The 24,859-nt window shown below is 72.6% G+C and carries 18 protein-coding genes and 1 riboswitch; of the genes, 6 read left to right on the plus strand and 12 right to left on the minus strand.

The window, feature by feature from the left end; genetic code table 11:
* Nucleotides 1-14: 14 nt before the first annotated feature.
* From IE257_RS28835 to IE257_RS28850, 4 genes are all read right to left on the minus strand, one after another.
* Complete coding sequence (locus IE257_RS28835; RefSeq protein ID WP_189972807.1) at nucleotides 15-665, minus strand: thymidine kinase; 651 nt, start codon at nucleotides 663-665, stop codon at nucleotides 15-17.
* 74 nt (nucleotides 666-739) lie between these two features.
* Complete coding sequence (locus IE257_RS28840) at nucleotides 740-1,942, minus strand: alkaline phosphatase family protein (RefSeq protein ID WP_189972808.1); 1,203 nt, start codon at nucleotides 1,940-1,942, stop codon at nucleotides 740-742.
* Nucleotides 1,942-2,538 (minus strand): DUF5998 family protein, encoded by a 597-nt coding sequence (locus IE257_RS28845; RefSeq protein ID WP_073909804.1) that lies wholly within the window; start codon nucleotides 2,536-2,538, stop codon nucleotides 1,942-1,944. The genes IE257_RS28840 and IE257_RS28845 overlap by 1 nt, the downstream gene beginning before the upstream one ends.
* A 50-nt stretch (nucleotides 2,539-2,588) precedes the next feature.
* Nucleotides 2,589-5,372 (minus strand): bifunctional acetate--CoA ligase family protein/GNAT family N-acetyltransferase, encoded by a 2,784-nt coding sequence (locus IE257_RS28850; RefSeq protein WP_189972809.1) that lies wholly within the window; start codon nucleotides 5,370-5,372, stop codon nucleotides 2,589-2,591.
* A gap of 184 nt (nucleotides 5,373-5,556) precedes the next feature.
* On the opposite strand from IE257_RS28850, the gene IE257_RS28855 reads away from it, so the two are divergent.
* Nucleotides 5,557-5,838, plus strand: coding sequence for an HPr family phosphocarrier protein (locus tag IE257_RS28855; protein ID WP_030026990.1), 282 nt, complete (start codon nucleotides 5,557-5,559; stop codon nucleotides 5,836-5,838).
* Between the two features lie 328 nt (nucleotides 5,839-6,166).
* On the opposite strand, the gene IE257_RS28860 is transcribed toward IE257_RS28855, so the two are convergent.
* The 4 genes from IE257_RS28860 to IE257_RS28875 form a co-directional block, all read right to left on the minus strand.
* The gene (locus IE257_RS28860; protein ID WP_189972810.1) at nucleotides 6,167-6,844 is read right to left on the minus strand and encodes a GntR family transcriptional regulator; all 678 of its coding nucleotides are present in this window, start codon (nucleotides 6,842-6,844) and stop codon (nucleotides 6,167-6,169) included.
* A 202-nt stretch (nucleotides 6,845-7,046) separates the two neighbouring features.
* Complete coding sequence (locus tag IE257_RS28865; RefSeq protein WP_052871836.1) at nucleotides 7,047-7,850, minus strand: M23 family metallopeptidase; 804 nt, start codon at nucleotides 7,848-7,850, stop codon at nucleotides 7,047-7,049.
* A gap of 13 nt (nucleotides 7,851-7,863) precedes the next feature.
* Nucleotides 7,864-8,021, minus strand: a riboswitch (cyclic di-AMP (ydaO/yuaA leader).
* 217 nt (nucleotides 8,022-8,238) lie between these two features.
* A complete protein-coding gene (locus IE257_RS28870) occupies nucleotides 8,239-9,606 on the minus strand; it encodes a M16 family metallopeptidase (protein WP_189972895.1) in 1,368 nt (455 codons plus the stop codon).
* A 20-nt stretch (nucleotides 9,607-9,626) separates the two neighbouring features.
* Nucleotides 9,627-10,979: a M16 family metallopeptidase gene (locus IE257_RS28875; protein WP_189972811.1), complete on the minus strand. Its 1,353-nt coding sequence runs from the start codon at nucleotides 10,977-10,979 to the stop codon at nucleotides 9,627-9,629.
* Between the two features lie 265 nt (nucleotides 10,980-11,244).
* Between IE257_RS28875 and IE257_RS28880 the strand changes: the two genes are divergently transcribed.
* Both IE257_RS28880 and IE257_RS28885 read left to right on the plus strand, forming a co-directional pair.
* Nucleotides 11,245-13,701: a DNA gyrase/topoisomerase IV subunit A gene (locus IE257_RS28880; protein ID WP_189972812.1), complete on the plus strand. Its 2,457-nt coding sequence runs from the start codon at nucleotides 11,245-11,247 to the stop codon at nucleotides 13,699-13,701.
* Between the two features lie 100 nt (nucleotides 13,702-13,801).
* The gene (locus IE257_RS28885) at nucleotides 13,802-15,880 is read left to right on the plus strand and encodes a restriction endonuclease (protein ID WP_189972813.1); all 2,079 of its coding nucleotides are present in this window, start codon (nucleotides 13,802-13,804) and stop codon (nucleotides 15,878-15,880) included.
* Nucleotides 15,881-15,976: 96 nt separating this feature from the next.
* Here the strand turns inward: IE257_RS28885 and IE257_RS28890 are convergent, their stop codons facing one another.
* A complete protein-coding gene (locus IE257_RS28890; protein ID WP_189972814.1) occupies nucleotides 15,977-17,110 on the minus strand; it encodes a CobW family GTP-binding protein in 1,134 nt (377 codons plus the stop codon).
* 24 nt (nucleotides 17,111-17,134) lie between these two features.
* Entirely contained in the window at nucleotides 17,135-18,301 is a 1,167-nt protein-coding gene (locus IE257_RS28895) for a citrate synthase/methylcitrate synthase (protein ID WP_189972815.1), read from the minus strand.
* Between the two features lie 63 nt (nucleotides 18,302-18,364).
* Between IE257_RS28895 and IE257_RS28900 the strand changes: the two genes are divergently transcribed.
* The 3 genes from IE257_RS28900 (at nucleotide 18,365) to IE257_RS28910 (ending at nucleotide 22,774) form a co-directional block, all read left to right on the plus strand.
* A complete protein-coding gene (locus IE257_RS28900) occupies nucleotides 18,365-19,618 on the plus strand; it encodes a citrate synthase (protein WP_189972816.1) in 1,254 nt (417 codons plus the stop codon).
* An 847-nt stretch (nucleotides 19,619-20,465) separates the two neighbouring features.
* Entirely contained in the window at nucleotides 20,466-22,067 is a 1,602-nt protein-coding gene (locus tag IE257_RS28905; protein ID WP_229920720.1) for an ATP-binding protein, read from the plus strand.
* Nucleotides 22,064-22,774, plus strand: a complete 711-nt coding sequence (locus tag IE257_RS28910) for a response regulator (RefSeq protein ID WP_189972818.1) — start codon at nucleotides 22,064-22,066, stop codon at nucleotides 22,772-22,774. Before IE257_RS28905 ends, IE257_RS28910 begins: the two co-directional genes overlap by 4 nt.
* A gap of 6 nt (nucleotides 22,775-22,780) precedes the next feature.
* Here the strand turns inward: IE257_RS28910 and IE257_RS28915 are convergent, their stop codons facing one another.
* On the minus strand, nucleotides 22,781-24,373 hold the full coding sequence (locus IE257_RS28915; RefSeq protein ID WP_189972819.1) for a monocarboxylic acid transporter: 1,593 nt from the start codon (nucleotides 24,371-24,373) through the stop codon (nucleotides 22,781-22,783).
* Nucleotides 24,370-24,858 (minus strand): DUF485 domain-containing protein, encoded by a 489-nt coding sequence (locus IE257_RS28920; protein WP_189972820.1) that lies wholly within the window; start codon nucleotides 24,856-24,858, stop codon nucleotides 24,370-24,372. The genes IE257_RS28915 and IE257_RS28920 overlap by 4 nt, the downstream gene beginning before the upstream one ends.
* Between the last annotated feature and the right edge of the window lies 1 nt (nucleotide 24,859).

The following is a 24,859-nucleotide window of genomic DNA, read 5'->3' on the forward strand; positions in this document are numbered from 1 at the left end:
GCGGCGGGTACCCCTCAGGCGTGGTTGACCGGGAGGACGTCCGGGGAGAGGGCGCCCGCCCGGGCCGCGGCCGAGGTCATGCGCCTGCGGTGGTGGCGGCGGCAGAGGACCTCGTAGCCGATCTCCTCCGCCGGGCGGTTCACGTCGCCGACGACGACCTGGGCGCCCTCGACCACCATCTCCCCGCCCACCGTACGGGCGTTGTGCGTGGCCCGGGCGCCGCACCAGCACAGGGCCTCGACCTGGAGCTGCTCGAGCCGGTCCGCCAGCTCGATCAGGCGCTGCGAGCCCGGGAAGAGCTTCGTGCGGAAGTCCGTGGTGATCCCGAAGGCGAAGACGTCCAGCCCGAGGTCGTCCACGATCCGGGCCAGCTGGTCGATCTGCTCCGGGGCGAGGAACTGCGCCTCGTCCACGATCACGTAGTCCGCCCGGCCGCCCTTGGACAGCTGCGCGACCAGGTAGCCGTACAGGTCCATGTCCTCCGGCGCCTCGACCGCCTCCGTCACCAGGCCGAGGCGTGAGGACAGCTTGCCCTCGCCCGCCCGGTCGTCACGGGTGAAGATCACGCCCTGGAGTCCCCGCGCGTCACGGTTGTGCGCGATCTGGAGCGCCAGGGTGCTCTTTCCGCAGTCCATCGTTCCGGAGAAGAACACCAGCTCGGGCATGGGAAGTACGGGACCTTTCGGGTCGTGGGCAGGTGGTGGGCGGTACAGGTCCGGGCGCGGTGGGCCGACGCGCGTCAGGTGCGGATTTCGAGCAGCGGGACGAGCTGCTCCGCCGCCGTCATGGAGCCGTGCATTCCGGCGAGGGCGGACTCGTTCGGCTCGTTGCGCGAGGCGGTGATCGCGGCATCGGACTGGGCGGCCGCCACCACGTCGCCGATGCGGCCGAGCACGCGCTCGTCGCACTCCCCCGGCACGCCGAACCAGCCCAGTTCCAGGGCCTCTTCGCGGCTCGCGACCCAGAACCGGTCGCCGAGCACCTCGCGCCACACGGTCAGTACGTCCGCCTGCGCACCCGGCACGGCGTACACGTGCCGGGCCCGGCCCTCGCCGCCCAGCAGGGCCACGCCCGCGCTCAGCTCCCAGTCCTCGTCGAAGTCGATCCGGGAGTCCTCGTCGAAGGGGACGTCGACCATGCCGTGGTCGGCGGTCACGTAGAGGGCGGTGCGCGGCGGGAGCTGCTCGGCGAGCCGCTGGACGAGCCGGTCCACGTACATCAGCTGGCCGCGCCAGGCGTCGGAGTCCACGCCGTGGCGGTGGCCGGCGCCGTCGAGCTCGCTGTAGTACGTGTAGACGAGCGAGCGGTCACCGGCCGCGAGGCGTTCGGCCGCCAGGTCCATCCGCTCCTCGCCGGTCATCCGGCCGAGGAAGGTGCCCCCACTGAGCGCGATCTTGGTGAGCGGGGTGGTCTGGAAGGCGGGCGAGGAGACCTGGGCGGTCGCCACTCCGGCCTTGTCCGCCTGCTGGAAGACGGTGGGGTACGGCTGCCAGGGTTTCGGCGCGGTCCACGGGTACCAGCGCAGCTGGTTCATCAGTTCGCCGGTGGCCGGGTTGCGGACGGCGTAGCCGGGCAGGCCGTGGCGGGCCGGCGGCAGGCCCGTGCCCACGGAGGCCAGGGAGGTGGCGGTGGTCGCCGGGAAGCCCGCGGTGATCGGGCGGCCGGTGCCGCCGCGCGAGCTGCCGAGCAGGGAGGTGAGGTACGGGGCCTCGTCCGGGTGGGCCTTGATCTGCTCCCAGCCCATGCCATCGACCAGGAACACGCAGTTCCGGTCGGCCGGGGTGAGCTCGGGGATCGCGGCGGTGAAGCCGGGGACGCCCTGGCCCGCCACGAGCGTGGGCAGCAGGTCGGCGAGCGACCCGGTGCCGTACTCCGGGACGGGGGCGCCGGCCAGGTCGAGCAGCTCCGGCTCGGGCCACTCCTGCGCCGCGGAGTACGCCATCAGCGGGCGGGGGTGGACGTGGCCGCGGTGGCCTCGGAGAGCGCCTGTGCGAAGACCAGGGTCTGGCGCACCGCCTCGGGGCCGTCGCCGGCCTCGCTGACGCGCAGGCTGAGGTCGTCGGCGGTGGAGTTGCCGGTGTAGCCGTGGTCGGAGTCGCAGTTCGGGTCGCCGCAGGCGGCCGGCTCCAGGTCGATGCGCGAGACCGCGCCCCAGCCGATGGTCAGGACGACCTCACGGGGCAGGGTGCCGGGAGTGTAGGACTCCGGGTTGGCGACGACGCGGCTGAGCACCACGGAGGAGATGCTGGACAGCTTGACCGACTCGGTGGAGGTGGTCGCGTACGGGGAGGGGGACCCGGCGTCGGCGGCCTGCTCGTCGGTGTGGCTGACGATGAAGCGGTTGCCGGTCAGCACCAGCACGGTGACGTGGCGCCGCACCTCGTTGGAGTCGAAGGTCGTCTCCTGGTGGACCAGGTACGACGAAATCGGCTCGCCGCCCACCGCGGCCTCCACGGCCTCGGCCACGAGGGCCGGGTAGTAGCCGCTGCGCTCGATCGCCGTGCGCAGCCCCTGGGTCGTCGTACCGGATTTCGCCATGAGGTCCATCCTAAGGCCCGTACGGGGCCCTCAGGCCGCGCCGTACCCGGTCAGTAACTGGGGAGGGTCCGCGGGCCGAGATCGCCGCGGGCGGGCGGGTGGGCGACGCGGACGGTGGCGCTGAGCACGGACAGCCCCTCGGCGGCGACCACGACGGGCTCCAGGGAGACTCCGATCACCTCGGGGTGGTCGTCCACCAGGCGGGACAGCCGCAGGAGCAGGTCCTCCAGGGCGGGCGTGTCCACGGGGTCGCTGCCGCGCCAGCCGAAGAGGAGGGGTGCGGTCCGGATGGACCGGATCAGTCCGGCGGCGTCCCGGTCGGTGGCCGGGACCAGCCGGTGCGCGGTGTCGCCGAGCAGCTCGGAGGCGACGCCGGCGAGCCCGAAGGAGAGGACGGCGCCCGCGGCGGGGTCGATGACGGAGCGGACGACGGTGTCGACCCCGCGCGGCACCATGGGCTGCACCACGGGCTGGAGCTCGGCCGGCTTGCCCAGCGCGTCGGTGAGCTCCTCGTACGAGCGCCTCAGTTCGGCCTCGTTCGGGAGGTCGAGCCGTACGCCGCCCAGGTCCGCGCGGTGGCGCAGGTGCGGGGCGGTGGTCTTGAGCGCCACCGGGTAGCCCAGCACCCCGGCGGCCCGGACCGCCGCGTCGGCGCTCGGCGCGGGCAGGGTGGGCAGGACCCGGATCCCGTACCGCGCGAGCAGCTCGCGGGCGTCCCAGTCGGTGAGGGTGAGCACGGCTCCGGCATCGACGTCCGTGAGCAGTCCGGCCAGCTGGGCCGCGGCTCCGGCCTCGTCGATGTCCTCGTACTCGGGAACCCGCCCGTCGTCGTCGGCGGTGGCCCGGCGCCACTGGCCGTAGCGGACGGCTTCGGCGACGGCCTTGACCGCCCGCTCGGCGGCGGGGTAGCTGGGGATGCTGGCCCCCGCCGTGGTCGGCAGGCCCGCCGGGGACCGCGGGTCCGGGGCAGGGACCCCGGCCGGGTAGGGGGCCGGGTGCGGCAGTCCACGTACCGCGGACAGGGCCTCGACGAGCTCCTCCAGCTCGACGTGCACGACCGCCACCGGCTTGCCGGGATGCTCGGCAACGGCGTCGCGGAGCGCACCGGCCAGGTCGTCCGCGGGAGCGTCCTCGCTCACCCAGGGGATGGCCGTGACCACGACCGCGTCGCAGTCCTCGGAGCGGAGGGCATCGGTCAGGGCGGTGCGGAAGTCGGCCGGCGAGGCGGCCGTCGTCAGGTCCAGCGGCGGCAGCGGCTGCAGGCCCTGGGTGAGGCAGGCGTCGTAGGTGAGGATCCCGAGGGACTCGGAGTTGCCGAGGATCGCGATCCGGGGCCCGGCAGGCAGCGGCTGCGCGGCCAGCAGGAGGCCGACGTCCACCAACTCGGTGACCGTGTCGACGCGGATGACGCCGGCCTGCCGCAGCAGCGCGGAGACGGTGGCCTCCGGGAGCCTGGTGCCGGGGACGACGTGCCCGGCCGGGCTGTGGCGGCCGCCCTTGGCGACGACCACCGGCTTGACGGCCGCCGTCCGGCGGGCGAGGCGGGTGAACTTCCTCGGGTTGCCGAGGGTTTCGAGGTAGAGCAGGGCGACGTCGGTCGCCTCGTCGTCGTACCAGTACTGGAGGATGTCGTTGCCGGAGACGTCGGCCCGGTTCCCCGCGGAAACGAAGGAGGACAGTCCCTCACCGCGCCGGAGCAGGCCGGAGAGCAGGGCGATCCCGATCGCCCCGGACTGGGTGAACAGGCCGATCCGGCCGCGCGTGGGCATCGGCGCCGGGGTGAGGGAGGCGTTGAGTTCCACCTCCGGCGCGGTGTTGATCACCCCGTAGGCGTTCGGGCCGATCAGCCGCATCCCGTACGAGCGCACCTGCCGCACGAGTTCGCGCTGGCGGGCGAGCCCGGCGGGGCCGCTCTCCCCGTAACCGGCGGACAGGACGACCAGCCCCTGCACCCCGTGCTCGCCGCAGGCGGCCACCGCATCGGGGACCCGGTCGGCCGGGACCGCGATCACGGCGAGGTCGACCGGGGCGCCGACGGATCCGATCGTGGGGTAGGCCCGTACGCCGTCGAGCAGGTCACGGGTGACGGCCTCGTTGACGGCATAGAGGTGGCCGCGGAAGCCGCTGTCTCGGAGGTTGCGCAGCGCGGCCGCGCCCACGCCGGCGCCGGACCGGCTGACTCCGACGACGGCCACCGATCCGGGAGCCAGCAGCCGCTGCACCGAGTGGGCCTCGGCACGCTGTTCGCGGGCCCGCTGGACGGCAAGGGATTCGGCGGTGGGTTCGAGGTCGAGCGTGAGGTGGACGGAGCCGTCCTCGAAGCTGCGCTTCTGCTGGTAGCCGGCGTCCGTGAACACCTTGATCATCTTGTTGTTGGCGGGCAGCACCTCGGCGGCGAACCTCCGGATGCCGCGCTCGCGGGCCACCGCGCCGATGTGTTCGAGGAGGGTGGAGGCGACCCCGCGACCCTGGTGGGCGTCCTGAACGAGGAAGGCGACCTCCGCCTCGTCGGCGGGCCCCGAGGCGGGCCGGCCGTCGGGGCCGATGCGGTCGTAGCGGACGGTGCCGATGAACTCCCCGCCGATGGTCGCGGCGAGCCCGACCCGGTCCACGTAGTCGTGGTGCGTGAAGCGGTGCACGTCGCGGTCGGAGAGCCGGGGGTAGGGAGCGAAGAACCGGTAGTACTTCGACTCGTCCGAGACCTGTTCGTAGAAGCTGACGAGCCGCCCCGCGTCCTCGGTGGTGATGGGCCTGATCCGGGCGGTACCGCCGTCGCGCAGGACGACATCGGCTTCCCAGTGGGCCGGGTACGAGGGGTCCGACTCGATGGTCATGGGCCTACCTTACGGCCGGATCGGGCGGGGCAGCTCTCGCGCGGCGCATTAGGCAGGACTGGACAAACCAGTGCAAGCTGGGCAAGGTCGAACGGCGAAAAATTGAGGCCGAAGGTCGGTCCGAGCATTCCGGACGTCGTGAGAGACTGGTCTAGACAACCGTAAGAACCTGAAGGGCATCACCATGGCAGAGCGCCGCGTCAACGTCGGTTGGGCCGAGGGCCTGCACGCTCGTCCCGCCTCGATCTTCGTCCGTGCGACGACCGCTTCCGGCGTCCCGGTGACCATCGCGAAGTCCGGCGGCGACCCCGTCAACGCCGCCTCCATGCTGGCGGTTCTGGGCCTGGGCGCCCAGGGCGGCGAGGAGATCGTCCTCGCCTCCGAGGCCGAGGGCGCCGAGGCCGCACTCGACCGCCTCGCGAAGCTGGTCGCCGAGGGTCTCGAGGAGCTCCCCGAGACCGTCTGACCCTTCGGGTTCGACCCCACGCACGAAGCCGCGGCCCCCGCTCCCGGGACCGCGGCTTCGTCGTATCCGGTCCGGGCCCCTGCCTGCCGGCCGGAACCCCGGTCCCGGTCCCGGCCCCGGCAACACCCCCTGCCGGGCCGCACCCTTGACACCCGAACCGAAGCCGCCCGGAGGGATCCCGCCGGGCAAAGAAAAGCCCGTCCGAAATCCCGGCGCACGCCGAATTCAGATCCGTGGAAATTCGGCACGGCAAATAGGCCCGGCACGCAATCCGACCCGCCGCCGCGCAGCGAATTCGCGCGATTCCATCCTTTGTATACGGCTCCTGTTAATGCCGGCCGCCCGACATGTTTACGGCAGGTTGCGAAGTCCTCACCGCCGCGCGGAGCCGAAGCCGGTGCGCCCCCGCCGCCCGGTCGGCGTGGACCACGGTCAGCGCCCGCGCCCGTTCGGCGTCCCCGCGCGCCACCGCGTCCACGATCGCGCCGTGCTCCGCCCAGGACTCCACCGGCCGGACCGGCGCGTCCACCACGTACATCCAGGCGATCTTGTGCCGCATCTGCGTGAGCAGCGAGATCAACCCGGGGCTGCCGGAGGACTGCGCGAGCGTCTCGTGGAACCAGCCGCCCAGGGACCGCAGATCCTCCCCCTGGCCCCGTCTGGCCCGCTCCTGCCCCAGCCTGACCAGCCCGCGCAGCACCTTGAGGTGCGCGTCGGTGCGCCGCCGGGCCGCTCTGGCGGCCGCCAGGGGCTCCAGGAGCATCCGCAGCTCCAGCAGGTCCGCGGCCTCCTGCTCGGTCGGCTCGGCCACGCAGGCCCCCGCATGGCGCCGCGTGGTCACGAAGCCCTCGGACTCCAGGGTCCGCAGGGCCTCTCGGACCGGGACGCGCGAGACCCCGTACCGGCGGGCCAGCACCTCCTCGGTCAGCCGGGCGCCCGGCTCGAACGCCCCGGAGACGATGTCGTCGCGGATTGCTGTGCATACCGCGTGCGCAGGAATACGCAAGACCGAACCTCCGCCTATTTCCGACTGCCAGTCTCATTGCACGCACATGCGCGTGCTGCGACTCTATTGCAACACACGATAATTTCCGAGAGCAGCCGAAAATGCGAAACATTTGCACAAGGGCGCAACACAAAGACCCCGGCTCGGGGAGCCGGGGCCTTCGGTGAAGCGGAGGGTGGAGCCGACGCGCTGCGGCGCAGCCTCAGAGTTCGACGCCGTGCGAGCGCAGGTACGCGATCGGGTCGATGTCCGAGCCGTACTGTGAGCCCGTGCGGGCCTCGAAGTGGAGGTGCGGGCCGCTGGAGTTGCCGGTGGAGCCCGACAGACCGATCTGCTGGCCGGGGGTGACCTGCTGGCCGACCGAGACGTTCAGCGAGGTCATGTGCCCGTACTGGGTGTACGTACCGTCGTTGTGCTTGATGACGACGTTGTTGCCGTACGCGCCACCCCAGCCGGCCTCGACGACGGTGCCGACGCCGACGGCGTGGACCGAGGTGCCGGAGGCGGCGTGGAAGTCGATGCCGGTGTGGCTGCCGGAGGACCACATGCCGCCGCCCGCGTGGTACTGCGTGCTGACGTACGAGCCGTCCACCGGGGCGACGAAGGTGTTGAGGCGCTTGCGCTCCTCCTCGCGGGCGGCGCGCTCGGCGGCCTCGCGCTCGGCCTTCGCCTTGGCCTCCGCGAGGCGCTTGGCCTCCGCGGCCTTCTGCTTCGCGTCGGCCTCGGCCTGCGCCTTGGCGGCGGCGTGCTCGGCTGCGCGGTGCTGGGCGTCGGCCTGCTCGGAGATGTCGCCCGCGAGCTCGTCGGCGACGACGACGGCACCCAGGCCGTTGTCCATGCCGATGTTGCTGCTGTGGTTGTCCGCGGCGAAGGCCGGGGCGGCGAGGGAACCGACGACACCCGTGGTGGCGATCGCGGCGATACCGGCGTAACCGGCGGTCTTCTTGCTCAGACGGCTGGAACCACGGTGCTTACCGGAACCAGCGGGACGACTGCCAAACGCCATGAAGGGTTTGATCCTTTCCTTCCTTCTCGCCTACCGGGTTAGCTGACGGGTTCGGAGCAGGAAGGTCTCCTACGGACCTCCTCTTTCGAGGGGGTCCGATTCACCCCAGGGACTATGTGGGTCCCCGGCTCCCCAGGCTCGCGCCTGACGGGGACTCGGCGATCGCTGCCCGGTGCCGCGGGTGCGGCGGGCACAACTGACGGACAGCACGGCCGACGCTAGGCGGATCATCAGTCAATCGCCAAACAGACACGGCTTTTTGTTGCGTACGCCACACCGCATACAAGCAACCTCGCCACTAAACGGACAAAAGGGGTTCTGGTAAACAAGTCACCAGAACCCCTTGCTGAAACCTTCAGCCGGCCCTCAAGGGGCCGCATCCCGACCGTCAGTTGGAGACGACCGTGACCTCACCGATCCCGAGGGCCCGCACGGGCTCCTCGATCAGCGCCGCATCGCCCACCAGGACGGTGACCAGCCGGTCCGCCGGGAAGGCCTTCACGACCGCCGAAGTCGCCTCCACCGTGCCGGTTTCGGCCAGCTGCGCGTACAACTGCGCCTGGTAGTCGTCCGGCAGTTCCTGCTCGACCTGATCGGCGAGCGTGCCCGCGACCGAGGCCGCCGTCTCGAACTTCAGCGGGGCCACGCCCACCAGGTTCTGGACGGCGACATCACGTTCGGCATCGGTCAGACCGCCCTCGGCGAGGGTGCGCAGCACCTTCCAGAGGTCCTCCAGCGCCGGGCCGGTGTTCGGGGTGTCCACGGAGCCGCTGATGGCGAGCATCGAGGCGCCCTTGCCGTCCGCGGTGGAGCGCAGCACCTGGCCGAAGGCGCGCACCCCGTAGGTGTACCCCTTCTCCTCGCGCAGCACCTTGTCCAGGCGCGAGGTGAGGGTGCCGCCCAGGCAGTACGTACCGAGCACCTGGGCCGCCCACACCCGGTCGTGGCGGTCCGCCCCGATCCGGCCGATCAGCAGCTGCGTCTGGACCGCTCCGGGCCGGTCCACGATGACCACGCGACCGGTGTCGTCGGCGGTCACCGGCGGCACCGGGAGGGCCGCGGCGGTGTTGCCCGTCCAGGTGCCCAGGGTGTCCGCCAGCACGGCGTCCAGGTCGATGCCGGTCAGGTCCCCGACGACCACTGCGGTGGCCGTGGCGGGGCGTACGTGGGCCTCGTAGAAGGCGCGTACGGCGGCGGAGTCGATCCGGGCGACGGTCTCCTCGGTGCCCTGGCGCGGCCGGGACATCCGCAGGGTCGCCGGGAAGAGCTCCTTGGAGAGCTGCTTGGCGGCGCGGCGCTGGGGGTTGGCCAGCTCGTGCGGGATCTCGTCGAGCCGGTTGCGCACCAGCCGGTCGACCTCGGCGTCGGCGAACGCGGGGGCGCGCAGCGCCTCGGCGAGCAGGCCCAGGGCCTTGGGCAGGCGGGAGGCCGGGACCTCCAGCGAGACCCGGATGCCGGGGTGGTCGGCGTGCGCGTCGAGGGTGGCGCCGCAGCGCTCCAGCTCGGCCGCGAACTCCTCGGCGGAGTGCTTGTCGGTGCCTTCGGAGAGGGCCCGCGCCATGATGGTCGCCACGCCGTCCAGGCCCGCGGGCTCGGCGTCGAGCGGAGCGGCGAGGTTGACCTCGACCGCGACGACCTGCTGGCCCGGCCGGTGGCAGCGCAGCAGGGTCAGCCCGTTGGACAGCTGCCCGCGGTCGGGGGCCGGGAAGGCCCACGGCTGCGGCTCGCCGGCCTGCGGCTGCGGGTGGAAGGTCATCGTGACGGCTGCGGTGTCGCTCACTGCTCCGCCCCCTCGTTCTCGTCGGACTCGTCGTGCTGGTCGGACCCGTCGGCCGCGATCGGCTCGTAGACGAGCACCGCGCGGTTGTCCGGGCGCAGTCGGGCCGCGGCCACGGCCTGCACTTCCTCGGCCGTGATGTCCAGGACCCGCTGGACGGCGGTCAGCGCCAGCTGCGGGTCGCCGAACAGCACCGCGAAGCGGCACAGTTCGTCGGCGCGCCCGGCCACCGTGCTCAGCCGGTCCAGCCACTCCCGCTCCAGCTGCGCCTGGGCGCGCTCCATCTCCTCGGCCGTCGGGCCCTCTGCGGCGAACCGCGCGAGCTCCTCGTCCACGGCCGCCTCGATGGCGGGGATCTCGACCCCGCTGGAGGTCTTGACGTCCAGCCAGCCCAAGGAGGGTGCGCCGGCCAGGCGCAGCATGCCGAAGCCGGCCGCGACGGCCGTCTGGTCGCGGCGTACCAGCCGGTTGTGCAGCAGCGAGGACTCGCCGCCGCCCAGGATGGTCAGCGCCACGTCGGCGGCGTCGCACTCGCGGGTGCCGTCGTGCGGGAGCCGGTAGGCGGCCATCAGCGCACGCGCCGGGACCTCCTCGACGATCTCCTCGCGCAGCTGCTCCCCGATGGTGTCGGGCAGCGAGCCGTCGCGCGGCGGCTGCTTGCCGTCGTGCGCCGGGATGGTGCCGAAGTACTTCTCCACCCAGGCGAGCGTCTGCTCGGGGTCGATGTCCCCGACGACGGAGAGCACCGCGTTGTTGGGCGCGTAGTACGTACGGAAGAAGGTGCGCGCGTCCTCCAGGGAGGCGGCGTCCAGGTCGGCCATGGAGCCGATCGGAGTGTGGTGGTACGGGTGGCCCGCGGGGTAGGCCAGGGCGGTGAGCCGCTCGAAGGCCGTGCCGTAGGGAACGTTGTCGTACCGCTGGCGGCGCTCGTTCTTGACGACGTCGCGCTGGTTCTCCATGGACTCGTCGTCCAGGGCGGCCAGCAGGGACCCCATCCGGTCCGCTTCCAGCCAGAGCGCGAGCTCCAGCTGGTGGGTCGGCATCGTCTCGAAGTAGTTGGTGCGCTCGAAGCTGGTGGTGCCGTTGAGCGAACCGCCGGCGCCCTGGACCAGTTCGAAGTGGCCGTTGCCCGGTACGCTCGCAGACCCCTGGAACATCAGGTGCTCGAAGAGGTGAGCCAGGCCGGTACGTCCCTTGACTTCGTGGCGCGAGCCGACGTCGTACCAGAGGCAGACCGCGGCGACCGGGGTCAGGTGGTCCTCGGAGAGCACCACGCGCAGGCCGTTGGCCAGCCGGTGCTCGGTCGCTGTCAGGCCGCCGGAGCCGGCCTGGGCTGTGGCCGTGTGACCCATGGGCATGTGGTCCCTTCGATCGCGATGCAGAGATTTCTTATCGACCTGCCACTGTATGCAAGCGCGTCGGCCGCCGGATAAGTTCCCGGGTCACTCCCCCGCACTCCGTCCGGGGGACCCCCGGGGTCGGAGTCGGCGTTGTCGGTGCGTCGGGCCACAATGGTCCGCGTCGTACCCTCGCCGGACACCACAAGACCGCCAGACCGAACCAGACACCCCGCCAGACACCCAGCACATCCCATTTTGGTTAAGGAGCCGCGCAGCGATGGCCCGCCGCAGCACGAAGACCCCGCCGCCGGAGGATTTCGAGGAGAAGATCCTCGACATCGACGTCGTCGACGAAATGCAGGGCTCCTTCCTCGAGTACGCGTACTCGGTGATCTACTCCCGCGCCCTGCCCGACGCCCGGGACGGCATGAAGCCGGTGCACCGGCGGATCGTCTACCAGATGAACGAGATGGGCCTGCGCCCCGACCGCGGCTACGTGAAGTGCGCCCGTGTCGTCGGCGAGGTCATGGGCAAGCTCCACCCGCACGGTGACGCGTCGATCTACGACGCCCTCGTGCGCATGGCCCAGCCCTTCTCGATGCGGCTGCCGCTGGTCGACGGCCACGGCAACTTCGGTTCGCTCGGCAACGACGACCCGCCGGCCGCGATGCGTTACACCGAGTGCAAGATGGCCGATGCCACGTCGCTGATGACGGAGTCGATCGACGAGGACACCGTCGACTTCACCGCCAACTACGACGGCCAGGAGCGGGAGCCGGTCGCGCTGCCCGCCGCGTACCCGAACCTGCTGGTCAACGGCGCGTCCGGGATCGCGGTCGGCATGGCCACCAACATGCCCCCGCACAACCTCGGCGAGGTCATCGCGGCCGCCCGCCACCTGATCCGCCACCCGCAGGCGGACCTGGAGGCGCTGATGCGCTTCGTGCCGGGTCCCGACCTGCCGACGGGCGGCCGGATCGTCGGCCTCTCGGGCATCAAGGACGCCTACGAGAACGGGCGCGGCACCTTCAAGATCCGCGCGACGGTGGCCGTGGAGGACGTGACGCCGCGCCGCAAGGGCCTGGTCGTCACCGAACTGCCCTTCACGGTCGGTCCCGAGAAGGTCATCGCGAAGATCAAGGACCTGGTCGGCTCGAAGAAGCTCCAGGGCATCGCCGACGTCAAGGACCTGACCGACCGCGCGCACGGCCTGCGCCTGGTCATCGAGATCAAGAACGGCTTCCACCCGGAGGCCGTCCTGGAGCAGCTCTACAAGCTGACGCCGATGGAGGAGTCCTTCGGCATCAACAACGTGGCGCTGGTCGACGGGCAGCCCCTGACCCTGGGCCTCAAGGAGCTGCTGGAGGTCTATCTCGACCACCGCTTCGAGGTCGTGCGGCGGCGCAGCGAGTTCCGCCGCACCAAGCGCCGCGACCGGCTGCACCTCGTCGAGGGCCTGCTGGTGGCCCTCATCGACATCGACGAGGTCATCCGGCTCATCCGGGACAGCGAGAACTCGGCCCAGGCCAAGGCCAGGCTGATCGAGCGGTTCTCGCTGAGCGAGATCCAGACCCAGTACATCCTGGACACCCCGCTGCGCCGGCTCACCAAGTTCGACCGCCTGGAGCTGGAGTCCGAGCGCGACCGGCTGACCGGCGAGATCGACGAGCTGACCGGGATCCTGGAGTCGGACAGCGAGCTGCGCAAGCTGGTCTCTGCGGAACTGGCGGCGGTCGCGAAGAAGTTCGGCACCGAGCGCCGTACGGTGCTGCTGGAGTCCGCCGGTACCGCGGTGGCGGCGGTTCCGCTGGAGGTCGCGGACGACCCGTGCCGGGTGCTGCTGTCCTCGACGGGCCTGCTGGCGCGTACGGCGAACGGCGACGCGGTGCCGGAGGAGGAGGGCGGAGCCCGCGCCAAGCACGACCTGATCGTCTCGCAGGTCGCGGCGACGGCCCGGGCCGATGTCGGCGCGGTCACCTCGTACGGGCGGCTGCTGCGGCTGGCGGTGATCGACCTGCCGCAACTGCCGGACACCCACGCCGCGCCGAACCTGGCGGGCGGCGCCCCGGTCTCGGAGTTCCTCTCCGGGCTGGAGCCGGACGAGAAGGTGATCTGCCTGACATCGCTGGACGAGTCCTCGCAGGGTCTGGCGCTGGGAACCGAGCAGGGTGTGGTCAAGCGCGTCGTGCCGGACTACCCGGCCAACAAGGACGAGCTGGAGGTCATCACCCTCAAGGAGGGCGACCGGATCGTCGGCGCGGTCGAGCTGCGCACGGGCGAGGAGGACCTGGTCTTCATCACCGACGACGCCCAGCTGCTGCGCTACCCGGCGAGCCAGGTGCGCCCGCAGGGCCGCCCGGCGGGCGGTATGGCGGGCATCAAGCTCGCCGACGGCGCCAAGGTGATCCACTTCTCGGCCGTGGACCCGGCGCGGGACGCCGTGGTCTTCACGGTGGCGGGCTCGCAGGGCACCCTGGACGACTCGGTCACGTCCGGGAAGCTGACCCCCTTCGACCAGTACCCGCGCAAGGGCCGGGCCACCGGCGGCGTGCGCTGCCAGCGGTTCCTGAAGGGCGAGGACGTCCTGGTGCTGGCCTGGGCGGGCGGCTCTCCCGCCCGCGCGGCGACGGCGAACGGCACTCCGGCCGAACTGCCCGCCGTGGACCCGCGCCGGGACGGTTCGGGGGCGGTGCTCCCGGCGACCGTCGCGGCGCTGGCGGGAGCCGCGCTGTAGGGACGTACGAGGGCATTCGGGTGGTGCGACCGGGGGGACGTACCACCCGAATGCCGACTAGTGTTTTCCCCGTGGACGCGGTGGGGGGAGAACACAACTGATGAGCCGTCGAGCGGGCAGCGGACTGATCGGGAACTGGGCGGAGGCCCAACGCCGTCAGCAGCAGACGCAGCTGATCCAGCAGCGGGAGGCGGAGCGTCGGCAGCGGGCCTACGAACGGGACGCGAACCGGAGCCACCGGCAGTACCGCGAGGCCGAGGCCCTGAGGCGCACCGCACAGCTCGACGCCGAGGTCACCGCCCTCAAGGGCCTGCTCGTCGCGGGCTGCCGGGCACCGGCGTTCCGGATATCCGACCTGGCCCGGCCCGACCGCCTGGAACCCTTCAACCCCGGGGCCCTGGCGCAGCCGGTGCCGATGCCCCGCATCGAGGACTTCCAGCGGCAGAGCAGCGGCTGGACCCTCGGCTCGAACCACAGGGCGCAGGCGGAGCGAGAGGCCCACGCCCGGTACACGCAGGCCTGGCAGGCCGCGAACGCCGCGGAGGCGCAGCGGCAGCAGCAACTGGCCGCGTACCGGCAGCAGTACGACCGGTGGGCGGCGGAGCAGCTCGCCGGGGTGCGGGCGCACAACGGCGGGCTCACCGAACTGGCCGACGCGCTGCGCGCGGGCGATGCCGAGGCCGCGGTGGAGTACTTCTCGGCAGCTCTGTACGCCTCGACGGCCTGGCCCGAGGCACTGCCCCGGCAAGTGGCTGCCGCCTACGACCCCGCGGCGCGCCAGCTGGTGCTGGACTGGGAGCTGCCCGGGTACGCGGTCGTGCCGGAGGCCCGGGCCGTGCAGTACCTGCCCAGCACGGACCAGGACAAGGTGAAGCCGCGCCCGGTCACGGAACGGCGGGCCCTGTACCGGGACCTGCTGGCCCAGTGCGTGCTGCTGGTGGTGCGCGAGCTGTACGCGGCGGACGAGTTCGGCGTACTGGACTCGGTCGTGGTCAACGGCTTCGTGGACTGCCACGATCCGGTGACGGGGCAGGAGGCGCGGTTCGTGCTCTCCACGGTGCCGGCGGAGCGCAGCGCCTTCGCCGGGCTGCGGCTGGAGCAGGTCAGCGCGGTGGACTGTCTGGTCTCGGGGCTGGGCGGGCAGTTGTCGGCGCGGCCCGACCAGCTGACTGCGGTGCGCCCCGGGCGACGGCCCGACGAGGTCGGCGGGGGTGTCGTCAGCCACGGCGGTCACGGGGGCGGCACGGACGACGACGAGCCGGATCTCTTCGTGATGGACCCGATCGCCTTCGAGAACCTGGTCGCCGAGCTGTTCCGGGCGATGGGCATGGAGGCGGTGACGACGCAACGGTCGGGCGACGGCGGGGTCGACGTGGAGGCGGTGGACCCGGCGCCGATCCGGGGCGGGCGGATCGTGGTGCAGGTCAAGCGCTACCGGAACACGGTGCCGCCGACGGCCGTGCGTGATCTGTACGGCACGGTCCAGGACAAGGGGGCGAACAAGGGGGTGCTGGTCACCACCGCGTCCTTCGGGCCGGGGTCGTACACCTTTGCCAACGGCAAGCCGCTGGAGTTGGTTCCCGGAGCGGACCTGGTCGAGCTGCTCCACCAGTACGGGCTCCGCGGCCGCCTCGGCGGCGGCAGTGCCGCGGCGCCCGCGCGGCGGGCGCCGGAGCCCGAACCGGCTCCCCCGGCGGACCACAACGTGCTCGGCATGTCCTGGTCGGGTTCGGTCGCCCTGGACGTGTGCGCCCTGGTCTGCACGGGCAACCGGGTGCTGAGCGAGGACCACTTCGTCTTCTTCAACAACCCGCGCACCCCGGACGGTTCGGTCCGCTCCCGTGAGCACGCGAGGCCCGACAAGGCGGCGCTGGAGGTCTCCTTCGACGCACTGCCGTCGCAGGCCGACCGCCTGGTCCTGGTGGCCGCGATCGACCCGGAGGTCGATCCCCGCGCCGACCTCGCCGGATTCGCCGACGCCCACATCCGCCTGCTGTCGGCCGGCGGTGAGGAACTGGGACGGCTCGACGTCTCCGACGGGCGCGCCGGCGAGACGGCCCTGGTCCTCGGCTCGTTCCGGCGCCGCTCCAACGGCGACTGGGACTTCGTGATCGGCGGCAAGGGCTACCGCGGCGGTCTGGAGGCCCTGCTGGGCGAGTACGGGGTCGAGGTCGCCTGAGCCTGAGCCCCCGGAGCCTGAGCCCCGTCCGGGCGTTCGTCGCCGGGTTCGGTGCGGAGTAGGGGTGCCGGCTCCCTCGGTCCTCCTCAGTCCACCTCAGTCCTCGTCCGAGCCGGTCCCGGTCTCGGACTCGGACTCGGATTCCGTCCCGGGCTCCGCGGGCCGGGCGACGTACCGCAGTACGCCCCACATGCTCTCGGGGCGGGCCTCGTGCGGGGCCGGTTCCCGGCAGGCCTCCAGGTCGCGCAGCAGACCCGGACCGTCGGTGCCCGCACCGATCAGGACGAGCTGGGTCAGGCGTGCCTCGCCCCGCCCCCAGGGACCTGGGGCGAAGCGGAGGAAACGGCCGACCGCGTGGACCTCGTAGCGTTCCTCGTGCCCGGGTACGCCGAAGTAGACGAAACCCTTGATCCGGTAGAGCCCGGCCGGGCGCCGGTCGAGGAAGTCGATGAACCGGCGCGGGGACAGGGCCTGCTCGGAGGTGAACTCCGTGCTCTCGTACGCGGCATGCGCATGGCCGCAGCCGTCGTGACCGGGGCCGGGGCCGGGGCCAGGGCCCTGACCGTGGTCGTCCGCCTCCGCGAGGAGGTCCTCGAAGGAGAGCTGGCCGCGGGTCTCGGTCCAGGGCCGCCGGTCGAAGAGGAGTTCCGGGTCGATCCGGCCGTGGTCGGCTCCCACGACCGGGGTGCCCGGGGCGCAGAGCGCGGCGAGCTCCTTCTCGATCCGGGCCCGCTCGGCCGCGTCCACCCGGTCGGTCTTGTTGAGCACCACCAGGTCGGCGACGGCGAGGTGGCGGTCGGTCTCCGGGTGCCTGGCCCGGGTCGCGTCGAATTCGGCGGCGTCCACGACCTCCACCATGCCGCCGTACCGGATGGCCGGGTTCTCGCTGGCCATGAGCATCCGGATCATCTCCTGTGGCTCGGCCAGTCCGCTCGCCTCGATGACGATCACGTCGATCCGGTGGACGGGTGCGGAGAGCTTCTCCAGGTAGGCGTCGAGTTCGCTGCCGTCGACGGCGCAGCACAGGCAGCCGCCGCCCAGGGAGACCATCGAGTCCCCGACCTGGCCGGCCACCGACATCGCGTCGACCTCGATCGAGCCGAAGTCGTTGACGACGACCCCGATCCGGGTGCCTCCGCGGCCGGCGAGGAGGTGGTTCAGCACGGTGGTCTTGCCGGATCCGAGGAAACCGGCGAGGACGACGACGGGGATGGGCTGCCTGCTGTTCACCCGGTCGATCGTAGCCAGGATCCCTCAGGGCAGGAGCGGCACCGGCTGGGGCGGGGTGGGGCCGGTGTACCGGGCGGCCGGACGGATGATCTTCGAGTCGGCGGCCTGTTCGAGGATGTTGGCGCTCCAGCCGACCACCCGTGCCGCGCAGAAGGTGGGCGTGAACATCTCGCGCGGGAGCCCGCACAGTTCCATGACCACGCCCGCGTAGAACTCCACGTTGGTGTGCAGTTCCCGGCCCGGCTTCAGTTCGGCGAGGATCTCCTCCACCTGGCGCTCGACCTCGACGGCGAAGTCCACGAGGGGACCGCCGAACCGGAGGGCGATCTCGCGCAGCATGCGCGATCGGGGGTCCTCGGTGCGGTAGACGGGGTGGCCGAAGCCCATGATCCGGTCGCCCGCCAGGACCCGCTCGCGGATCCACGGCCCGATCCGGTCCACGGTGCCGATGGCGTCGAGGGTGTCCAGGGCCCGGCTGGGGGCGCCCCCGTGCAGGGGTCCGGAGAGCGCCCCGATCGCCCCGGTCAGGCAGGCCGCGACATCGGCGCCGGTGGAGGCGATCACACGGGCGGTGAAGGTGGAGGCGTTGAAGCCGTGGTCGACGGTGGACATCAGGTACTGCTCGACCGCGCGGGCCCGGGCCTGGTCGGGTTCCCGGCCGGTCAGCATGTAGAGGTAGTTGGCGGCGTACGGGAGGTCGTCGCGCGGCTCCACCGGCTCCAGGCCCTGCCCCAGCCGGTGCAGGGCGGTCAGCAGGGTCGGTACGGCGGCGCAGGCGGCCAGTGCGTCGGCGGCCCGGCGGTCGGGGTCGAGGTCGTAGACCGGGCGGAAGCCGGCGGAGGCACCGAGCAGCGAGAGCGCGGTGCGCAGCCCGGCGAGGGGGCCGGAGAGCCGGGTGGCCCGGGCGAGGTCCGGCAGCGCGTCCCGTACCTCCTCGGGCAGTCGGCGCAGGGGTGCGATCTCGGCCGTGAAGGCGGCGCGCTCGGCGGCGTCCACCGGGAGCGTGCCGCGGAACATCAGGTGCCATACGTCCTCGAAGCCGCGTACCGCGGCGAGCTCCACGGCCGAGTACTGGCGGTAGTGGTAGAAGCCCTCCCGGCCCCGGACGTCGCCCAGCCCGGTTTCGGTGACCACGACTCCCGCGAGACCGCGGGGTACTTCCAGAGTGGTGTCCATGGATTGACCATCCATGATGGATTCAATCTCTGTCAATATTGATTGAATCAATACATCGTCCATCTGTAGGGTGTGGTCATGAGCGACCAGACGGACGGCGGGCGCAGGCTCAGCACACAGGAGGCGGCGCGCGCACTCGGGGTGAAACCGGCGACGGTGTACGCGTACGTGAGCCGCGGCCAGCTCACCAGCCGCCGCGATCCGACCGGGCGGGGCAGCAGCTTCGACGCCGCCGAGGTGGAGGCGCTGGCCCGGCGGAGCCGGCGCGAGGCGGCCGCCCCCACCGGGGAACTCGCCGTCCGGACCGCGCTCACCCTCATCGAGCCCGACCGGTACTACTTCCGCGGCGTGGACGCCGTCGAGCTGGCCTCCCACTACCGCTACGAGGAGGTCGCCGAGTGGCTCTGGACGGGCGCCGTCGCACCCGGAGCCCGGTTCACCGCTCCCCCGCAGGCTCTCGCGGCCGCCCGGCGGGCGGTGGCCGCGCTGCCGGCGCACGGCGGCCCCATCGACCGGTTGCGGGTGGCTGTCGCCGCCGCGGCCGTGGCCGATCCGCTGCGCTTCGACCTGTCCGAGGAGGCGGTACTCGGCTCCGCGCGCGCCCTGGTGCCCACGCTGGTCGGCGCGTTGCCCGAGGCGGGCCCGGACCGCTGGGCCGGGGACGGCCGGATCGCCCGGCAGCTGTGGTCGCGGCTGACGGCGCGGGAGCCCGATCCCGACGCACTGGCCGTGCTGGACCTGTCGCTCGCGCTGCTGGTCGACCACGATCTGGCGGCCTCGACCCTGGCCGTACGGGTCGCCGCGTCGGCGCGGGCCCATCCGTACGCGGCGGTGTCCGCCGGGCTCGGCGCCCTGGAGGGCCCGCTGCACGGCGCGGCCGGGCGGCTCGCGCACCGGATGCTGGTGGAGGTACTGGAACAGGGCGGGGCCGCGCCGGTGGTGGCGGAGTACCTGCGGGCGGGGCGCCGGGTCCCGGGGCTGGGCCACCGGCTGTACCGGGGCGAGGACCCGCGTGCGCGAGCGCTGTTCGCCCGGCTGGAGGCGCTGGAGCAGGCCGGTCCGGCGCTGGGTGCGGCGCGCGAGGTGGCCGCGGTGATGGCCCGGCAGGGCGGGCTGCACGCCAATGTCGACCTGGCGCTGGCGGTGCTGACGGTGTCGTGCGGAATGCCGGCCGAAGCCGGGGAGACGATCTTCGCGGTCGCCCGTACGGCCGGCTGGATCGCACACGCCCTGGAGGAGTACCAGGAGCGGCCGCTGCGGATGCGGCCGAGCGGGCAGTACTGCGGACCCCGGCCCCCGCAGCCGATGCCCGAGCGGGCGCAGGAGGCCTGAGGCGGCCCAAGGCGCGTCCTGCCGATCGGGCCGGGGGCGGCGGGCCGCCTCGTCGGGCCACCTCGTCGGGCCGTCCCACTGCTCGGCAATGGCCATGGCGCGCGCGAAGTGGCCGACGGCCTCCTCCTCCGGCCCCAGCAGCAGGGCCGGTTCACCGAGGGTGCCGGCGACGGGCCGGACCGCGACGGTGAACCAGGAGGAGGGCGGCGGTGCGTCGCGGTAGGGCAGCAGGGCCGCGTACAGCTCGTCGGCGCCCGCCCGCTCCCCCGGCGTCACCGGGGTCATCGCGCCCGAAACGTGGCGGAGACCTTGAAGAAGCAGTCCGTCCGCAGCGGTCCGCCCCCTCGAGGAACTCGCGGGCCTCCCGCTCCTGCCCCGCGGCGGCCGGCGCGACCGCGAGCAGGTCCCCGGCCGCCGGGCCGTGGGCCGCGTACACCTCGCGGAGCCAGGGCACCAGCTCCGCGAGCCGCTCCTGGCCCGCCCGCAGGGCCGTCGTCGCGACCACGAGCATCCCCTCGGCGTGCGGCGACCCGTGCCGGGCCCTCCCGACGGCCGCCTGCCGGCAGAGGCGTTCCGCCTCCTCCGGGCGAGGGTCGCCGCCGCGGTCTCGGCGACGGCGGCCGGCCCGGGCATCCGGTAGTCCTGCGCGAGCCGCGTCCACCGCGCCACGAGCCGGTGGGCGCCGGCCACGTCCCCCCCGGCCGCCACCTTGACGTCCGGCTTCACCCGCAGTGAGCCCTGGAACACGGTCCGGGCATGACGTGAGTGGCGAACCCGACAAGCCGGGCGTAAGCATTCCGCTTCCGCCGGTGCCGACCTACCGTTGCTGCCCATGCGGTTCCCCCTCATGAGCGCTCGGCGCCTCGGGCTGCCCAGACGGGCCGTCTCCCAGATCCTGCTGACGCAGCTGGCCATCGCCGCCGGGGTCGTGGCCCTGGCAACCGGACTCTTCCTGGCGCCCCTGAGCGCCCAGCTCGACGACCAGGCCATGCGGCGCGCCCTGGCCATCGCGCAGAGCACCGCGGCCGACCCCGAGATGGCCTCCGGGCTGCTGGGCTCCGGGGCCTCGGCCGACAGCCCCGTGCAGGCCTCGGCCGAGCGGATCCGACGGGCCACCGGAGCCGAGTACGTGGTGGTGCTCGACCTGGACGGCATCCGCCGCTCGCACCCGACGGCCGACCGGATCGGGCTGCCCGTCTCCACCGACCCGAGCGACGCGCTGGCGGGGCGCGAGGTGATGGAGATCGACGACGGAACCCTGGGCCGCACCGCCCGCGGCAAGGTCCCGCTCCTCGCGGCCGACGGCGAGATCGTCGGCGCCGTCTCGGTCGGCATCGCCTACGACAGCGTCCGCGACCGGCTGCTCGGCACGATCCCCGGTCTGCTCGCCTATGCCGGAGGCGCCCTCGCGGCGGGCGCCCTCGCCGCGTACCTGCTCTCCCGCAGGATCCAGCGGCAGACCCGCGACCTGGCCTTCTCGGACATCGCCGGCCTGCTCGCCGAACGCGAAGCCATGCTGCACTCCATCCGCGAGGGCGTGATCGCCCTCGCCCCGGACGGGCGGGTCCGCCTGGTCAACGACGAGGCCGCCCGCCTGCTGGGGCTCGCCCCGGATGTCACCGACCACTGCGCCGGGCGCCCGCTGGACGACGTACTCGGTGCGGGCCGCACCGCGGACGTCCTGTCGGGCCGCGTCACCGGCCGGGACCTGCTCACCGTCCAGGGCCCCCGGGTGCTGGTGGCCAACCGCATGCCCACCGAGGACGGCGGCGCCGTCGCCACCCTGCGCGACCGCACCGAGCTGGAGCACCTGGGCCGCGAACTCGACTCGACCCGGGGTCTGATCGATGCCCTGCGCGCGCAGGACCACGAGCACGCCAACCGCCTCCACACCCTCCTCGGTCTGCTGGAGCTGGGGCTGCACGAGGAGGCGGTGGAGTTCGTGACCGAGGTCGCCGGGGTGCACCGCACGACCGCCGAACAGGTCACCGAGAAGGTCCACGACCCGCTGCTGGCCGCCCTTCTGGTGGGCAAGGCGACCGTCGCGGCCGAGCGCGGCGTCCCCCTGCGGCTCGCGGGAACCACCCTCCTCCCCGACCGCCTGGTGGACCCGGGCGGTCTCGTCACGATCCTCGGCAACCTCGTGGACAACGCCCTCGACGCGGCGGCCGGTTCGGCGGCGCCCCTGGTCGAGGTGGAGCTGCACGCCGAGGGCCGTACCGCCGTGCTGCGGGTGCGCGACAGCGGCCCCGGGGTGCCTGCCGCGCGCCGCGAGGAGATCTTCACGGAGGGCTGGTCGACCAAGCAGCCCAGGGCCCACCGCGAGCGCGGACTGGGCCTCGCCCTCGTGCGCCGCCTCGCGGAGCGGCAGGGCGGCAGCGTCCGGGCCGGTGAAGCAGCGGACGGAGGGGCGGAGTTCTCCGTCGTACTCCCGGAGGCCCTGCGATGAGCGAGACCCCGAGCAGGGTTCACGTCGTACTGGTCGTCGACGACGACACGCGTGTTGCCCGGATCAACGCGGCGTACGTGGCGAAGGTTCCCGGGTTCCGGGTGACGGCGCAGGCGCATTCCGCGGCCGAGGCCCTGGAGTTCCTCGCCACGCATCCGGTGGACCTCGTCCTCCTGGACCACTACCTGCCCGACGAGAACGGCCTGGACCTGGTCCGGCGCCTGCGCCAACTCGGCCACCGCACCGACGTGATCATGGTCACCGCCGCCCGCGACCTCGCCACCGTGCAGGCCGCGATGCGGCTCGGCGCCCTGCAGTACCTCGTCAAGCCCTTCACCTTCGCCGGGCTGCGTACCCGGCTGGAGGCCTACGCGTCCCTGCGCCGCGCCCTGGACACCGGAGGTGAGGCCGAGCAGGCAGAGGTGGACCGGATCTTCGGCGCGCTCGCCACCGCGGGGTCCTCGAACGATCTGCCCAAGGGCCACTCCACCACCACCGCGGAACTGGTCCGCCAGGTCCTGCTGTCCGCCGAGGGACCCTTGTCCACCCAGCAGATCGCCGACCGAGCCGGCATCAGCCGCCAGACCGCCCAGCGCTACGTCAAGCTCCTCGAACGCACCGCCCGGGTCAGCCTCGCCCTGCGCTACGGCGAGACCGGCCGCCCCGAGCACCGCTACACCTGGCTGCCGTCGGAGGGGCCGGCCTGACCGCGCTCAGACGGCTCCGGCACCGGTCAGCGAACGAACCTCCGTCTCCGCGTGCTTCGCCTCGTCCGGTTCCTCGTGCGAGGTGACCGTGCCCAGCCAGCCGGCCAGGAAGCCCAGCGGGATCGAGACGATCCCCGGGTTCTGGAGCGGGAAGTACTGGAAGTCCACCCCGGGGAAGAGGGACTCCGGGCTGCCCGACACCACCGGCGAGACCAGCACGAGCAGCACCGACGGAATCAGGCCGCCGTACACCGACCAGACGGCTCCGCGGGTGGTGAAGCCGCGCCAGAAGAGCGAGTACAGCAGGACCGGCAGATTGGCGGAGGCCGCCACCGCGAAGGCCAGCCCCACCAGGAACGCCACGTTCAGGTTCTGGGCGAGCAGCCCGAGGGCGATCGCGACCGCCCCGATGCCGACGGCGGCGACCCTGGCCACCGCGACCTCGCTGCGCTGCCTGGCGTGCCGGCGCTTGAGGGAGGCGTACAGGTCGTGTGCCACGGAGGCCGAGGAAGCCAGGGTGATACCGGCGACCACGGCCAGGATGGTGGCGAAGGCGATGGCGGCGACGAAGGCGAACAGCACCGCGCCCCCGGTCGAGCCCGCGCCCCCGCCGAGGAAGGCGGCCAGCAGCGGAACGGCCGTGTTCCCGGAGGCGTTGGAGGCCCGCACCGCGTCCGGACCCACCAGGGCCGCCGCCCCGAAGCCGAGCACGATGGTCATCAGGTAGAAGCCGCCGATCAGCGCGATCGCCCACACGACCGAGCGGCGGGCGGCCCGCGCGGTGGGCACGGTGTAGAAGCGCGACAAGATGTGCGGCAGCCCGGCCGTCCCCAGGACCAGCGCGAGACCGAGGCTCATGAAGTCGATGCGGGCGGTCCAGTCCCCGCCGTACTTGAGGCCGGGGCTCAGGAACGCCCGGCCGTGCCCGCTGCGGTCGGCGGCGCTGGTGAGCAGCTGGTCGAAGTTCCCGTGGAAGCGCAGCAGCACGAGCACGGTCAGGGTGATCGCCCCGCCCATCAGCAGCACGGCCTTCACGATCTGGATCCAGGTGGTGGCCCGCATCCCGCCGAAGGACACGTAGACCACCATCAGCGCCCCGACCCCGACCACGGTGAGGGTCCGTGCGACGGGGCCCGAACTCCCGAGCAGCAGGCCGACGAGACTGCCCGCGCCGACCATCTGCGCGATGAGGTAGAGGACGGAGACGACGACCGAGGAGGTGCCGGCCGCGATCCGGACCGGACGCTCGCTCATCCGGGCGGCGACCACGTCGGCGAGGGTGAAGCGCCCGCAGTTGCGGACCAGTTCGGCGACGAGGAACAGCACCACGAGCCAGGCCACGAGGAAGCCCACCGAGTAGAGCAGACCGTCGTAGCCGAAGAGGGCGATGAGACCGGAGATGCCGAGGAAGGAGGCGGCGGACATGTAGTCGCCCGCGATGGCGAAACCGTTCTCCATGGGGGAGAACAACCGCCCGCCCGCATAGAACTCCTCGGCCGACCCGTGCCGGTTCCGGCTCACCCAGGTGGTGATGCCGAGGGTCACCGCGATGAAGAGGCTGAAGAGGATCAGCGCGAGGGTCTGGTGCTCGGTGGTCACCGGCCCGCCCTCCTCGCCCGGGTCCGCTCCTGGCCGCGTTCCTGTTCGAAGACGGTCCACCGCAGGTCGAGCGCGGCCCGGTCCCGGCGCAGCCGCGCGTGCCGGGCGTACGCCCAGGTCAGCAGGAAGGTGCTGAGGAACTGGCCGAGGCCCGCCAGCATCGCCACGTTGACCGCTCCCACCACGGGCCGGGCCATCAGGCCGGGCGCCGCGGTGGCGGCGACCACGTAGGCGACGTACCAGAGGAAGAACCCGGTGGTGGCGGGGACGACGAACCTGCGGTAGCGGCTGCGGACCTCCTGGAAGGCCGCACTGCGCTGCACTTCGAGGTAGATGTCGGATGCGCCGGGCGCGGGGCGTCCACCGCCGGGGGCCGGGGCCGGCTGGGACGTTTCCTCACCCTCGCCCCACCCGACGGCGAGCGCGTCGTACCAGGGGTCGTCCAACCGGATCGTTCCGGTATCACGACCTTCGTGCTTGTCCACC

Source organism: Streptomyces avidinii (assembly GCF_014650695.1).
Classification (GTDB): Bacteria; Actinomycetota; Actinomycetes; order Streptomycetales; family Streptomycetaceae; genus Streptomyces; species Streptomyces avidinii.

What these genes read in the sequence shown, in the direction of transcription:
- IE257_RS28900 (WP_189972816.1), top strand. Translation starts at nt 18,365, where the DNA reads ATGAGCGACCAGACGGACGGCGGGCGCAGGCTCAGCACACAGGAGGCG.
- IE257_RS28865 (WP_052871836.1), bottom strand. Translation starts at nt 7,850, where the DNA reads ATGGCGTTTGGCAGTCGTCCCGCTGGTTCCGGTAAGCACCGTGGTTCC.
- IE257_RS28875 (WP_189972811.1), bottom strand. Translation starts at nt 10,979, where the DNA reads ATGGGTCACACGGCCACAGCCCAGGCCGGCTCCGGCGGCCTGACAGCG.
- IE257_RS28880 (WP_189972812.1), top strand. Translation starts at nt 11,245, where the DNA reads ATGGCCCGCCGCAGCACGAAGACCCCGCCGCCGGAGGATTTCGAGGAG.
- IE257_RS28905 (WP_229920720.1), top strand. Translation starts at nt 20,466, where the DNA reads ATGAGCGCTCGGCGCCTCGGGCTGCCCAGACGGGCCGTCTCCCAGATC.
- IE257_RS28855 (WP_030026990.1), top strand. Translation starts at nt 5,557, where the DNA reads ATGGCAGAGCGCCGCGTCAACGTCGGTTGGGCCGAGGGCCTGCACGCT.
- IE257_RS28870 (WP_189972895.1), bottom strand. Translation starts at nt 9,606, where the DNA reads ATGACCTTCCACCCGCAGCCGCAGGCCGGCGAGCCGCAGCCGTGGGCC.
- IE257_RS28895 (WP_189972815.1), bottom strand. Translation starts at nt 18,301, where the DNA reads ATGGATGGTCAATCCATGGACACCACTCTGGAAGTACCCCGCGGTCTC.
- IE257_RS28835 (WP_189972807.1), bottom strand. Translation starts at nt 665, where the DNA reads ATGCCCGAGCTGGTGTTCTTCTCCGGAACGATGGACTGCGGAAAGAGC.
- IE257_RS28910 (WP_189972818.1), top strand. Translation starts at nt 22,064, where the DNA reads ATGAGCGAGACCCCGAGCAGGGTTCACGTCGTACTGGTCGTCGACGAC.
- IE257_RS28845 (WP_073909804.1), bottom strand. Translation starts at nt 2,538, where the DNA reads ATGGCGAAATCCGGTACGACGACCCAGGGGCTGCGCACGGCGATCGAG.
- IE257_RS28850 (WP_189972809.1), bottom strand. Translation starts at nt 5,372, where the DNA reads ATGACCATCGAGTCGGACCCCTCGTACCCGGCCCACTGGGAAGCCGAT.
- IE257_RS28885 (WP_189972813.1), top strand. Translation starts at nt 13,802, where the DNA reads ATGAGCCGTCGAGCGGGCAGCGGACTGATCGGGAACTGGGCGGAGGCC.
- IE257_RS28840 (WP_189972808.1), bottom strand. Translation starts at nt 1,942, where the DNA reads ATGGCGTACTCCGCGGCGCAGGAGTGGCCCGAGCCGGAGCTGCTCGAC.